Origin of the sequence: Pseudoxanthomonas sp. UTMC 1351, assembly GCF_040948865.1 — a bacterium.
Classification (GTDB): domain Bacteria; phylum Pseudomonadota; class Gammaproteobacteria; order Xanthomonadales; family Xanthomonadaceae; genus Pseudoxanthomonas_A.
The window spans coordinates 44,548-56,679 of the sequence record NZ_JAVGJT010000024.1; the positions used below are offsets into that span (position 1 = coordinate 44,548).

Annotated in this window: 10 protein-coding genes; 7 read left to right on the forward strand and 3 right to left on the reverse strand. The window is 58.0% G+C overall.

All coding sequences use genetic code 11. The annotated features are described in order from the left end of the window. Positions 1 to 51 precede the first annotated feature (51 nt). The 4 genes from AB6O04_RS16050 (at position 52) to AB6O04_RS16065 (ending at position 2,924) form a co-directional block, all read left to right on the forward strand. Complete coding sequence (locus AB6O04_RS16050) at positions 52 to 468, forward strand: hypothetical protein (RefSeq protein WP_368565155.1); 417 nt, start codon at positions 52 to 54, stop codon at positions 466 to 468. A gap of 152 nt (positions 469 to 620) precedes the next feature. Continuing rightward, positions 621 to 1,313, forward strand: a complete 693-nt coding sequence (locus tag AB6O04_RS16055; RefSeq protein ID WP_368565157.1) for a class I SAM-dependent methyltransferase — start codon at positions 621 to 623, stop codon at positions 1,311 to 1,313. A 132-nt stretch (positions 1,314 to 1,445) separates the two neighbouring features. After that, positions 1,446 to 1,904, forward strand: a complete 459-nt coding sequence (locus AB6O04_RS16060) for a RidA family protein (protein ID WP_368565158.1) — start codon at positions 1,446 to 1,448, stop codon at positions 1,902 to 1,904. A gap of 195 nt (positions 1,905 to 2,099) precedes the next feature. Then, positions 2,100 to 2,924, forward strand: a complete 825-nt coding sequence (locus AB6O04_RS16065) for a polysaccharide deacetylase family protein (protein ID WP_368565160.1) — start codon at positions 2,100 to 2,102, stop codon at positions 2,922 to 2,924. Between the two features lie 370 nt (positions 2,925 to 3,294). Here the strand turns inward: AB6O04_RS16065 and AB6O04_RS16070 are convergent, their stop codons facing one another. Next, positions 3,295 to 3,768, reverse strand: coding sequence for an AtaL-like protein (locus tag AB6O04_RS16070; RefSeq protein WP_368565161.1), 474 nt, complete (start codon positions 3,766 to 3,768; stop codon positions 3,295 to 3,297). A gap of 33 nt (positions 3,769 to 3,801) precedes the next feature. Beyond that, positions 3,802 to 4,671 (reverse strand): SDR family oxidoreductase, encoded by an 870-nt coding sequence (locus tag AB6O04_RS16075; RefSeq protein ID WP_368565162.1) that lies wholly within the window; start codon positions 4,669 to 4,671, stop codon positions 3,802 to 3,804. A 97-nt stretch (positions 4,672 to 4,768) separates the two neighbouring features. On the opposite strand from AB6O04_RS16075, the gene AB6O04_RS16080 reads away from it, so the two are divergent. Continuing rightward, positions 4,769 to 5,698 carry a LysR family transcriptional regulator gene (locus tag AB6O04_RS16080; RefSeq protein ID WP_368565163.1) on the forward strand — a complete coding sequence of 310 codons (930 nt, stop codon included), beginning with the start codon at positions 4,769 to 4,771 and terminating at the stop codon, positions 5,696 to 5,698. Positions 5,699 to 6,141: 443 nt separating this feature from the next. Here the strand turns inward: AB6O04_RS16080 and AB6O04_RS16085 are convergent, their stop codons facing one another. Beyond that, positions 6,142 to 6,540, reverse strand: a complete 399-nt coding sequence (locus AB6O04_RS16085; protein WP_368565164.1) for a GFA family protein — start codon at positions 6,538 to 6,540, stop codon at positions 6,142 to 6,144. Positions 6,541 to 6,968: 428 nt separating this feature from the next. Between AB6O04_RS16085 and AB6O04_RS16090 the strand changes: the two genes are divergently transcribed. Both AB6O04_RS16090 and AB6O04_RS16095 read left to right on the forward strand, forming a co-directional pair. Then, positions 6,969 to 8,087, forward strand: a complete 1,119-nt coding sequence (locus AB6O04_RS16090; RefSeq protein ID WP_368565165.1) for a serine hydrolase domain-containing protein — start codon at positions 6,969 to 6,971, stop codon at positions 8,085 to 8,087. A gap of 2,947 nt (positions 8,088 to 11,034) precedes the next feature. Continuing rightward, positions 11,035 to 11,448: a DUF1810 domain-containing protein gene (locus AB6O04_RS16095; RefSeq protein WP_368565166.1), complete on the forward strand. Its 414-nt coding sequence runs from the start codon at positions 11,035 to 11,037 to the stop codon at positions 11,446 to 11,448. Positions 11,449 to 12,132: the final 684 nt, after the last annotated feature.

Below are 12,132 nucleotides of genomic sequence, written 5' to 3' on the forward strand. Positions count from 1 at the left end.
GGGAACGGTGGCGTTCCAGCATCACCTCCATCCAACCACAGGAGTCCCGCCATGTTGCAGCGCATCCTCGCCCATCCGAAGTTCCTGCCCCGCCTGTTGCTGATGGACGGTCTTGCGACCGGCGCCACGGCCCTGTTGCTGCTGACTGCGGCCGATGTGCTGGCGCCGCTGCTGCAACTGCCTGCCGGCCTGCTGCGTGTCGCCGGCCTGATCTGCTTGCCGTTCGTGGCCTGGGTGATCGCGCTCTCGCGCCATTCGGCGGTGCCGCGTGGCGCGATGGCCACGGTGATCGCGATCAACATCGCCTGGGTGGCCGCCAGTGCCTGGGTTGCCTTCGGCGGCAGCTGGCAGCCGAGCGTGTTCGGAGTGGTCTTCGTTACCGGCCAGGCGCTGGTGGTGCTGACCTTCGCCGAACTCGGCTGGTTCGGCCTGCGTGCCTCGCGTCTGGCATCGCCCGTTCCTGCCTGAAAACCGGTGCGGTGCGACGCCAGTCATGACGAAAGCGGCGAATCGGCCGCTTTCGGGCATACACCATAAAGTGTTGACAGAGGGCTTAGTCTGGTTAAAACGACGCTTCATGCCGCTTAGGTAGGCGTTCGGCGCAAACCAGAAGGAAGCAAATGCAAAAGGAAGAACTCAAAGCCATTTTCGACAAACAAGCCCCTGGCTACGACAGGCAATGGGCAAGAATGGCGCCCATCCGCGACGGCTTGCACTTTCTCCTCGAATCCGTCTTCGCCGATTTTCCGAAAGATGCACGAATTCTCTGCGTCGGAGTAGGGACAGGCGCAGAGATGGCTTATCTAGCCAATAAATTCCCGCATTGGAGATTCACCGCAGTCGATCCTTCGGGCGCCATGCTCGATGTGTGTCGCCAGCGGGCTGAAGCGGAAGGTTACCTATCGCGCTGCGATTTTCACGAGGGATACCTTGAATCACTTTCAACAGAAGATCCGCACGATGGCGCAACCTGCTTTCTGGTGTCCCAATTCATCGTGGCGCAAGAAGCTCGCTCCGAGTTCTTTCGCGCGATTGCTAGCAGACTGAAGCCGGGCGGTATCTTGGCAAGTTCCGATCTGGCATCGGATATTGAATCGGATGGCTACGAAGCGCTTCTCCGTGTCTGGCTCAACACCATGACGCCTGGCATCCAACCTGAAGCGCTGGAGCGAACGCGTACGGCCTATGCCACGGACGTGGCGGTACTTCCTCCCACAATCGTCGCATCCATTATTGAATCAGCCGGCTTTGAGCCGCCGGTTCAGTTCTTCCAGACTGGTTTGATACACGCGTGGTTCTCCAGGCGCATATAGCTGCGCTCCGCTCTCAGTTCACGCTCCCATAGCGGCACGCCAGCCGAAAATGCACTGCCCGGATTGTGCCGTTGTTTCTCCGGGCAACATTTTTCGTTACTAGGCGCTTTGCTTTAGCCCGGGAGAAAAGATATGGAGCTGGTGACCCATAAGAAATTCAAAAGTGGCCGGTTGATGCCCTGGGGAAAAGGAACCGTCGTTACTGGCGCCAAGGGAATGGTCTACCTGTGCGGAAACACCGCGACCGCCGACGATTACGATCCGACTGACGAGAAAGGTGGCTTCGGCGGCGATGCAGCAGCGCAGTGGCGCGCGGTTCTGACCAATATCAAATCGGACCTGGAAGAGCTGGGTAGCGCGCTCGAACACCTCGTCCGGCTGACCATATTCGTCAAAGGGCCGTTCCCCGATGGCGGCGTGCTGAGTTCTCCCAATTACCATCTGGACGTGATGGACGAATTCTTCGCCGAGCATTGCCCCAAGCACTGCAGCTACAACAACCCGCCGCCCTCGGAAATCATCGGTGTTGCGGCGCTTGCGCAACCTGACATCGTTGTGGAAATCGTCGCAGTCGCAGCGCTGCCTGACTAAGCGGATATCGCATCGCCATAGGGTGGGCTCAAGTCCACCGACGAGAGGCCGCCACATTTCATGGAGGCGGATATGTAGCAACCATGGCGAGCTTGCATGCGCTCGGCCGCAAAAAGCCCACTTCGGACTTCACGTTACCCTTTAAGTAAATGTACTCTGGCCACCATTGTTGGCTATCCATACCGGAGTCGCATCATGGGTCTTGGTCTGAGAATGAGGGTGTGGGGCACCGCGCTGGTGCTCGTGGCCGCCGATGCAGGTGCCGCTGACTTCGCTTGGCCCGAAGGCAAAAAGGCCGCGGTCAGCCTGGCCTATGACGACGCGCTGGATTCGCAGCTGGATAACGCGATCCCGGCGCTGGACCGCCACAAGCTGAAGGGCAGCTTCTATCTGCAGTTGTCGCGCGAAACGGTGCTAAGGCGCATGCCCGAATGGCGCGCCGCCGCCCGCAACGGCCACGAGCTGGGCAACCACAGTCTGTTCCACCAATGTTCCGGGTCCCAACCGGACCGTGACTGGGTAGAGCCGCAGCGTGATCTGGACACCACCACCGTGGCGGAAATGCGCGACCAGGTGATGCTGGGCAACGTCATGCTGCACGCAATCGACGGCGCCACCGAGCGCACCTATACCGCGCCATGCATCGAGCGGATGGCCCGCGACGGCGACTATGTCGCTGCGGTGGCGGACCAGTTCGTGGGGATCAAGCTCGGCGGCAACGCGATAGTGCCGGACATGAGCAAGCTGGATCCGTTGGCGGTACCCATCGGTGGCCCCGTGGGAGTGACGGGTGAGCAGCTGATCGCGCAAGTGGAGGAAGCCGGGCGCAAAGGCACCATGGTCAACTTCACTTTCCACGGTGTGGGCGGCGACTACCTGAGTGTTTCCAACGAGGCCCATGAAAAACTGCTGACCTACCTGGATGCGCACCGCGACATCTACTGGACCGACACCTTCCTCAACCTGATGCGCTGGGTGCGCAAACAGCAGACCGCACACAAGCCCGCAAGCAACGACTGACGTCCTATGGCAGAAGCCCGCACACTGCGCGGGCCGACCCGCACAAAAACGGGTCAGGGCATTCCGGCCCCAACCGTCGCACGGACCGGTATGCCTGACGGGTCAAAGCCTTCCAGGCAGAACACGTTTATCCCCAAATAATCCGGTGTAACCCGTTTGCGATGAAACGGATAGATGCCGCAGGTACTCTGCATCTAAGGTGCAACTTTCCGCTTGCGACCGAAGCTGTGTGAAAACTCGAACCTACAATGGCAGCTGGACAAAAACTGTCCGAAAGTGAGGCTACTACGTCGTTCTGAGAACATTCGAATCTGCCGGACGCGGATATTGCACCAGACAAGGAGCGACTAGTACGAACTTCGCAGCTTGGTCAGATTCTTCCGTCGGCCACAAGGTCGCGTGTGCGCTTCAGTGTCGACTGGATCGCAGCCTTGAATCCCTTCTCGCTGTCCATCCAAGCTTGGGCTGCCTGCTCTTCGGGGCCGTTGGGCACCTTGCCGCGCAGGCCCAAATAGCCATAGAAGCGAAGTTGCAGATCGCCGTTTTCGTCTTCGAACAGCTCGTTGATGATCGCGCCTTCTCGCGGGCTGATTGCCTGGAAGAAGGTGATCTTCGTGTCCGCCTCGAACGAGATGATCTCGGTGAGGTCATCGCCCAGGATGGTTGCTTCGCGCACCAGGTGCGAGGCGCCTTCTTCGACGATCTCGCTGCGCGTGCATTCGTTGGGAGGGAAGAAGAGTCTGGCGTCGCGCGCCTTCTGGACCAGCCCCTCCCAGGCCTGGGCGCGGGTGAGCGGTGTCTGGCCGGGAGCATTCACCGGCACGGTCGCGGTCGAGTAGATCATGATGGGCTCCTTGATGGATGAGGTTGGGAAGAATCAGACAACCACTGCGGTTTCAGCAGCGAAGTCGCGATAGGAGCGTAGGGGGCGGCCCAACAACTGGGTCAGTCGCTCCACATCGCCTGTCTCGGGCACCATGCCGTCGGTGAGGAAGCGCTCGGCCATCTGGCGCATGTCGTAGGCCATCCATGCCGGCATGAACTGACGCAGGTTCTGCTCGAAGCCCGCCGTGTCATCGCCGCCATACGCAATCGCGCGGCCAAGAGCTTCCGACCAGATACTTGCGACATCAGCGCCCGTCAGCGTGTCCGGGCCGACCACGTTGATACGGGTTAGAGCGCTGCCATCAGGCGCTTGATCGCGGGACAGGAGCTCGATGGCCGCGATCTCGCCGATGTCGCGCGCATCGATCATCGCCAGGCCCTTGTTGCCAATCGGCATGGGGTAGACGCCATAGCCCAGCACCACATCTTTGATTGTCAGATCGTTGTCCATGAAGTACGCCGGGCGCAGGATGGTGGCGTTGAAGCCCATGTCTTCGATCATGCGCTCCACCCCGAACTTGCCGGCGAAGTGCGGCACGTTCACGTAGCGGTCGCTGTGGATCACCGAAAGGTAGACGACTCGCTTCACGCCTGCCTCGCGGGCGACATTGAGCGGGATCAGCGCCTGAGTGAATTCATCGGCCACCACCGCGTTGAGCAGAAAGAGGGTGGAGACGCCTTCGAAGGCCTGGCGCAGGGCATCGACATCGAGCAAGTCGCCCTGGACGATCTCCGCGCTTTCGGGGAGGTTGGCGCTGGCTGGATTGCGGGCCAGCGCGCGCACCTTGGCGCCACGTTGGGTGAGTTGCTGGACGACATGGCGGCCGACATTGCCGGTGGCGCCAGTTACGAGGATGGTCATGGGATTGCTCCGGGTGGTGAGGAGACTCCATGGTTGTTGATCCGCATGCGGGCCGATAGCCCATATACTTGGACCACATGTCTCACTGGTGGAACACATGGATCTTCTGGCCCTGGCCGACTTCAACTTGGTAGCGCGCCATGGAGGCTTCGGCCGGGCAGCCAGGGCTGCCGACCGCCCCAAGGCCACGCTGTCGCGGCGGGTAGCAGATCTGGAGGCGAACCTGGGGGTGCGCTTGTTCGAGCGCGGGTCTCATGCCTTGAAGCTCACACAGGAAGGCCGTGCCTTGTTCGAGCGCACCGAAACCCTGCTGATCGAGATTGGCGAAGCCGCGGCGGCGATCGCCTCGGGAGGGGAAGCACCACGAGGCAGGCTGCGCATCAGCGCGCCACTGCTGTTCTCTCAGATGGCGCTGGGCAAGCTGTCAGCCCAGTTCGCGCTGCGTTATCCCGAGGTGCGTCTGGAGATCACGACCGAGGATCGCGCAGTCGACATGGTGGAAGAGGGCTACGACCTGGTGATACGAGTCAATCCCGATCCCAACGAGCATCTGATCGGGCGCATCCTCCTTCGTGACCGGTTGGTCGCTGTGGCCAGCGCTGACCTAAAGAGGCCGGAGCGAGATACGGCCGTACGTGCGGTGGTTCGCGCATCCAGTAATCAATCAGCTTGGGACTTGACTACACAAGAGGGCGATGTGCGCGTGTCCGTCGATCCGGTCTTGCGCTTGGCGTCACTGATCATGATTCGTGACGCGGTGCGAACGGGAATAGGCGCCGCTGTGCTTCCCCTGTCGCTTGTGGCTGACGAGTTGCGCTCAGGTGCTCTTGTTCACTGGGGCGATGTGAAAGGACGGCCTATCGAAATCTGGGCGCTATACCCTTCCCGCCGCCTGCTGAGCGCACGCGTATCTGCCTTTCTGGAGTTCTTGAAAGGAGCCTTTCCGTTGGGACAACCTGAAGAGTTGACCGCCTACCTCACAGGCGAGATATACCCGCCGCAGGTAGAAATGACCAATGCCCCATAAAGTGCAGTTCGATGCCTGCTTTCGACCGATTCTGTTGAAAACTCGGTTGCCCGAATTTCTGACCGGGCGACGGACCACGAGAGTGCGATATCACAGCTTCAAACTGTGCTGAAAACGCGCTGTTTTCGACCTTGCTCGCGTCGCAGGAGGTTTGCGATGAAACAGCGGTGTTTGTAAGTTCTTGGAGTTCGTGATGTTCGATAGCCGCAGGATCTACAAGGTTGAGGCCCGCGACGGCGATTATGTCACCGCGGTGGCGGACCAGTTCGTAGCGATCAAAATGGGCGGCAACGCGATAGTGCCGAATCTACTGGACCGACACCTTCCTCAACCTGATGCACTGGGTGCGCAAACAGCAGGGTGCATCCAAGCCGGCAAGCAGCGACTGACGTCCTATGGCAGAAGCCCGCATGTTCGTGCGGGCCTATCCGCACAAAAACGGGTCAGGGCATTCCGGCCCCGACCGTGGCACGGACCGGTATGCCGGATGGGTCAAAGCCTTCCAGGCAGAACACGTTTATCCCCAGATAATCCGGCGTAACCCGTTTGCGATGAAACGGATAAATGCCGCAGGTACTGCAGAAGTAGTGCTCGGCGGTAAAGGTATGGAACTTGTAGGCGCTGAGGGAGCTTTCACCGGCAATGAGCCTGAACTCGTTCTCGTGCACTTTTACCATCAGCGCATTCTTGCGCTTGCAGATGGAGCAATCGCAAGTCGTCAGCTCCGGAAAATCCGTGAGGATCTCAAAGCGCACCGCGCCGCAGTGGCAACTGCCGGAATACTTCTGTTGGGGTCTGTCGTGTGCAGAGGTGCTACCGATGTGCATTGGCGTCTTGATCAACCCGACTTTGTGGGCCCGCTAGGATGAGGTGAATGCTAGGGAAGGTCTGAATAATTCGGCTTTTGCTCGTCATGACCAGCCATTCGGCTGTTGAAAAAGCACTTCCCGCGAAGGCGGAAGCGCTCTTCAACGGCGGATGCCGGTCAACCCAGTGCCTTGCTTTCAACGGCTTATGTCGCTGGATCCCCGCCTTCGCGGGGACGACGACTATTCAGAGGTTCCCTAGCGGCGAATCTATACCACGGTTCGCCAAAGCCGATGCCTGCCGCATGGCTCGGTGAAGGTAATGGGTATAGGGTCGTGGATTAGTCGTTCCGAGTCATTCTAAGATCGTGCCGCTCCCAACCCACAGCCGCAACGCATAAACGTGACCCCTTTAAGAGGTTGTCCCAATGAGGCCATATCTGCGATTTTCCCTTGCGGCTGTCATGGCATTCCTTCCCGTAGTGTGTGGCGCGCACGATCTTCCGACTGACGCGGCAATAGATGCGGAAGTACGCAGCATCATGGCTCGGACCCAGGCCAAGGGCTTGGCCATAGCCATAATCGATGATGGCCAAACCCGCTATGTGCAGGCATATGGAGTACGCAACGAAAAGGGCGACCCGCTGACGGTCGACACGGTGATGTATGGGGCTTCCCTGACCAAGCCGATGTTTGCTTACGCCGTCATGCGACTGGCGGGGAAAGGGCGGATCAGCCTTGATACGCCCATCGCCGAATACCTGCCCAAGCCTTTGCCGGAATATGGCGGCAAGGACATCGTGAGGCGATATGCGGACTGGTCCGCGCTGGACGAGCGCTGGCGGAAGCTGACACCGCGCGTCTTTCTGACCCACAGCGCCGGGTTCGCCAATTTCGGTTTCCTTGAGCCGGACGGCAAACTGACGTTCCACTTCGGTCCAGGGAGCCGCTACGCCTACTCGGGCGACGGACTGAACACACTGCAGTTCGTGATGGAAACAGGTTTGGGAATCGACGTTGGTGCCGAGACGGACCGGATATTCAAGGCCTTCGGCATGAGCCGCACCAGCTTGATCTGGCGGCCCGACTTCGCCGCCAATCTGGCAGATGGCTGGGACCAGCAAGGCCGTATCGAGCCGCACGACGAACGTTCCAAAGTGCGTGCCGCCGGATCCATGGATACCACGATCACGGACTTCGCAAAATTCGCGGCCGCCTTCATCCGAGGCGACGGACTAACCCAAGAAGAACAAGCGGAGATGCTGCGGCCCATGCTGCCCATCACGACACGAACACAGTTCCCCTCGCTACAGCAAGAGTTGCCGGTGCCGGAGCGCCGCAAGGATCTCGCCGCAGGCCTGGGTGTCGTAGTGTTCGATGGACCGCAGGGGCGCGGCTTCTTCAAGGGCGGCCACAACGGCACGACAGCCAACACCTGGGTATGCATAGTGGCCAAGCGCCGCTGCGTGGTGATTCTTTCCAATGACGTTCGGGCGGAGCGCGGCTTTCCCGATCTTGTTGGTTATGTTCTTGGTTCGACGGGCGTGCCCTACGATTGGGAGTACGGGAAAGCGGCAGAGTGATAGTGACGGCTATGAATCACGCGAGCGGCAGGGGCTGACGATTGGGGAGAATTATGGGTCGTGCATCGCCGATCAAAGAGCCTGCAGAATTCGCGATCACCTCCTAACTCAGACGATTGAAGCCTCTTGTGGATTATCGTGGACGCTAATGAGGCAAGAGATTGGGGACTGTTAACGGGGTAAGGGGCTGCTTCCGACCTTGGATTCAACCGATTGACGCAAAAGTTTGGGCTCCGCATAGAGCCGGTTCTGGGTCCGGCTATACGCAGGCTTGTTAGCCAGACCCAGCCGGCCTAAGATCAAGCAGTATCAAGGGGATAGCGCTCCGTACGAGTCGCTGTGGATAAGTCGTATAACCGGACCCCGGGATCCGGCTATTAGGTAGTTAGAGGGTGGCAGTGAGATCTTTGTCCGTGCAGGTACAACCAGAGCGCTCACCCGGCATTGATATGGCTGACTTAGCGACCTCATTCCAGGCCCTAGTGAGCCGGATCGATCTAGTTCGGAGTCATTCATTCGATTCTGGTCATGACAACGGTGCGTACTACAACTTCACGTTCGGCACTGAGCGTCCGGCCGAGCTTTGGCGCCTGATCCAAAGCACTATTTTTCTGGCACCGGAGCACCGTAGTCACTTGGCCGCCTCAGCTATGGCGATGTGTTCTAGCGAGAGTGGTTGGCATAGGTACTCACAGCTCTATCATTGGGACCCGGAGGTACCAGTTGTTCCCGTGCCCCCCTCTAACAATTCATTCAAGCCGAACCCGCTTCGCGGGTCGGCTTAATTCAGGCGTTAGCTGGCAATAGCAACAACAATGTGTCTAGGGGACTCATGAAACTTCTAATCGCACCACTACTTCTCTCGCTTGCGGCCTGCAGCGCGAGCAATGTCAATGTCCGAGGACCATCCAATAGTGCCTACGCACCAGTCAATGAGAGCGGGGTAACGGGAGAGATAAGCTACTGCAATGCAGGCGCAAAGAGCGTTCGAGACGCGCGACGAGACGACGCTTACCAGAAGATGCACGCTCAATGTGGAGGAGCATACTCAATCGTCAGAGAGGAGGATCAGCGGCCGGCTTTCTGCGCAATGGAGCGTCGCATTTGGTTCAAGTGCGAAGCTTCCTCGCCAAGCGGTAGGTAGGCTACGGTTGCCAGCTAACTTTCATTCAAGCCGAACTCGCTTCGCGGGTCGGCTTAATTCAGGCGTTAGCCCGCTCCAGATTATGCCGCAATCCAAACTTCCAGAATTTCAGTGCGTCGACGCGATCGAGTGGAAGCTTGACGATTCAATGAGTGCGGAGCGACTCGGGCACTTGGCTAACGGGCTGGATTATCGCGAGATCATGGAGGAGATTTGCAGATCGGTTGCGAGCCTTACTTTTAAGCGGGAAAGACTCAAAGGGGACAGACGCTACTTCCGTCTTGTAGCAACGCTTTCGTGCTCATCTCCACATCCGGTGGATCTTTTCCACAATTCTGCGGCTGGCTACAGGGCTCAGTACTATATTGGGCAGGAACTTGGCGACTGCGCAAATAGCTACGCCGTTGCGATGATCTCCCCATTGGTCTATGCCGCTATGCGGTTCAACCCAAAGAGAAGCTGCCACCCCCCAATGGGCTCAGGCATCTACTAGCGATCCTGATGCCAAAGTATGGATTCATCAGGGCCGTTGGCTGCGAAATCCTAGCACTGCGTTGAAACAACTGAAGGTTGATCGCTGGCGTATGCTCCCTACTCTCACCGAGAAAGAGCAGAAGCGGGCGGGCTACTCACAACTCACCCCATGGCTCGAGAATAGAATCGACTTCAAAGGTGGCTTCGTTTCCCTAGGCGGCGAGTTGTTCGGCACACTTAAGCCCAACCGAGCGCAGCACATCCATGAGAACGGATTCACGTAGGCAGCGGGCTAACAATTCATGCAAGCCGAAGCCGCTTCGCGGCTCGGCTTAATTCAGGCGCTAGGCGGCTATGGCTACGGACATACAAGACGTCGCGGACAAGTGGGCACAGCGTGGCGTGTACTTCTTCGTCATGGGGGTTGGCGCTTTCTTCGTCTACTTCAACGAGTCGTATGGATGGGTCAGAATCCCTGAGTACATTAGGCTGAGCGACTTTTGGTTTGACCCAATCGAGCCCTACATCCAACCGTACCTTCCAAGCGTTGTTATGGTTCTTGGTGCAATACTTCTTGCGTCATCGTGCTATAGCTTTTATCGCTATGCTAAAGCAGACTCGACAGGCAGTTCAGCCGTCTAACAGTTCATTCAAGCGAACCCGTCTACGGCTTCGCCTAAGTCAATGCTTCCTGATACGCTTCCAACATTGCACTGACCGGTGGCGGGTCGGCTTAATTCAGGCGTTAGGCCTAGGGGGAAGGTATGCCGGATATCGCAATAGTTTCTACCATTCTGACAAGCATCAAGACGGCCACTGACATCGCGAAGTTCCTGCGAGAGAGTGATACGTCGCTGGAGCGGAGCTGAAACTCAAGCTTGCCGATCTAGTCGGTGCCCTCGCTGATGCTCGCATTCAAATTGTTGATGTGCAGGAAGAAATTTCCAACCGCGATAAGCGCATCGCAGAGCTTGAGGAATCGCTTTGCACCAAGGGCGAGGTTGTTCGCTACCTAGATGGCTACTACAGGAAGAGTGAGTCAGGTGAGGCCACAGGTCGCCCCTATTGCTTTAGCTGTTGGGAGGGTTCCCATCGCCTCCACCAGCTGGTTCAAAAGAGCGGAGACCGCTTTACTAATAAGTGTGGTAACTGTGGGCATGAGTACACTCGCCGCCTCACGCCCAACAAGCCCCCACCAGCCGAGGCTGGGGCCTAAATTCATTCAAGCCGAGCCCATGTCAGTGGCGACGCCTAAGTGCACGCCTTCTGCCATATTCGAACCCAGTCGCCGCCCTGATGCGGGTGGACTTAATTCAGGCGTTAAGTCCTATGACCAACTATCTAGACCGTTTTGTCAAAGCGCAGGCCGGCGTCTTTGACAAGGCGATTGAAGAGATCGCAGCGGGAAAGAAGCAGACACACTGGATGTGGTTTGTATTCCCACAGCTTCGGGGGCTGGGGCAGAGCGAAAATGCGTACTTCTACGGGATCCGTAATCTCGATGAAGCAAGAGACTATCTTGCTCATCCCATCTTAGGCCCGAGGCTCGAAAAAGCTACGCAGTGTGTGCTAAAGACGAATGTTTCGCCTCAGGAGATTCTCGGTGAGACGGATTGCCAGAAGTTTGCCTCGTGCATGACGCTTTTCGGCGCGGCATCTCCGCCGGAATCTGTGTTTAACCATGCGCTACGCACGATTTCGACAATTGATGAGAGAACAGTTCAGATGCTCGGAGAAGAATAATGACACCTTATGAGAAAGCTACGCTAATACTACAAGCGGTAGTCGCAATCGCCGCGTTTGTATCTGTATACCTCGTGCTGCGACAACTTCGCGCAATGAGCACCCAAATCGAAGCCACGCAGCATGCGTCCGAAGCCCAAAGCATCATCTCAATCGTAAATTTCCTACAGACAGGGGAAGCGAGAGATGCGCGAGCGGCGGTGCGGTCAACCCTATCGAAAGCCCACTATGAGTCGTGGGACGAGACGCAACAACGGGATGCTTCGTCCGTCTGCGCGAACTACGATGTGGTCGCTGCGCTACTCAAGGCGGGACTAATTCGAAACAAACATGTCATCGTCGACAATTGGGCCCCGAGCATCAAACACTGCCACCAAGTTCTTTTGCCGTTCATTGACGCCAAGCGAAGGGCGCCCGGTGGAGATCCAAAATACTGGAACAACTTTGACTGGCTCAAGGCCGAGTGCGATCAGCATAGGGGGTGAATTCAACCACCAAGTGCGGCAGGGCTCAGCAGCCGAGTAACCGCTGTCGCGGGGCCTGATGTTCGTATCGTTTTCCCGATCGAATGTTGAGCTTCTCGGCGATGACATCGCGCTGTTGTTGAGTAAGCAGGCGCATGCTCTGGCGTTCGCCGCTGACGGCATAGGTAACAGCATAAGTAATCGCGTGGGCGTCGCCTTG

Coding starts and splice junctions, on each gene's coding strand:
- AB6O04_RS16050 (WP_368565155.1), top strand. CDS start 52: ATGTTGCAGCGCATCCTCGCCCATCCGAAGTTCCTGCCCCGCCTGTTG.
- AB6O04_RS16055 (WP_368565157.1), top strand. CDS start 621: ATGCAAAAGGAAGAACTCAAAGCCATTTTCGACAAACAAGCCCCTGGC.
- AB6O04_RS16060 (WP_368565158.1), top strand. CDS start 1,446: ATGGAGCTGGTGACCCATAAGAAATTCAAAAGTGGCCGGTTGATGCCC.
- AB6O04_RS16065 (WP_368565160.1), top strand. CDS start 2,100: ATGGGTCTTGGTCTGAGAATGAGGGTGTGGGGCACCGCGCTGGTGCTC.
- AB6O04_RS16070 (WP_368565161.1), bottom strand. CDS start 3,768: ATGATCTACTCGACCGCGACCGTGCCGGTGAATGCTCCCGGCCAGACA.
- AB6O04_RS16075 (WP_368565162.1), bottom strand. CDS start 4,671: ATGACCATCCTCGTAACTGGCGCCACCGGCAATGTCGGCCGCCATGTC.
- AB6O04_RS16080 (WP_368565163.1), top strand. CDS start 4,769: ATGGATCTTCTGGCCCTGGCCGACTTCAACTTGGTAGCGCGCCATGGA.
- AB6O04_RS16090 (WP_368565165.1), top strand. CDS start 6,969: ATGGCATTCCTTCCCGTAGTGTGTGGCGCGCACGATCTTCCGACTGAC.
- AB6O04_RS16095 (WP_368565166.1), top strand. CDS start 11,035: ATGACCAACTATCTAGACCGTTTTGTCAAAGCGCAGGCCGGCGTCTTT.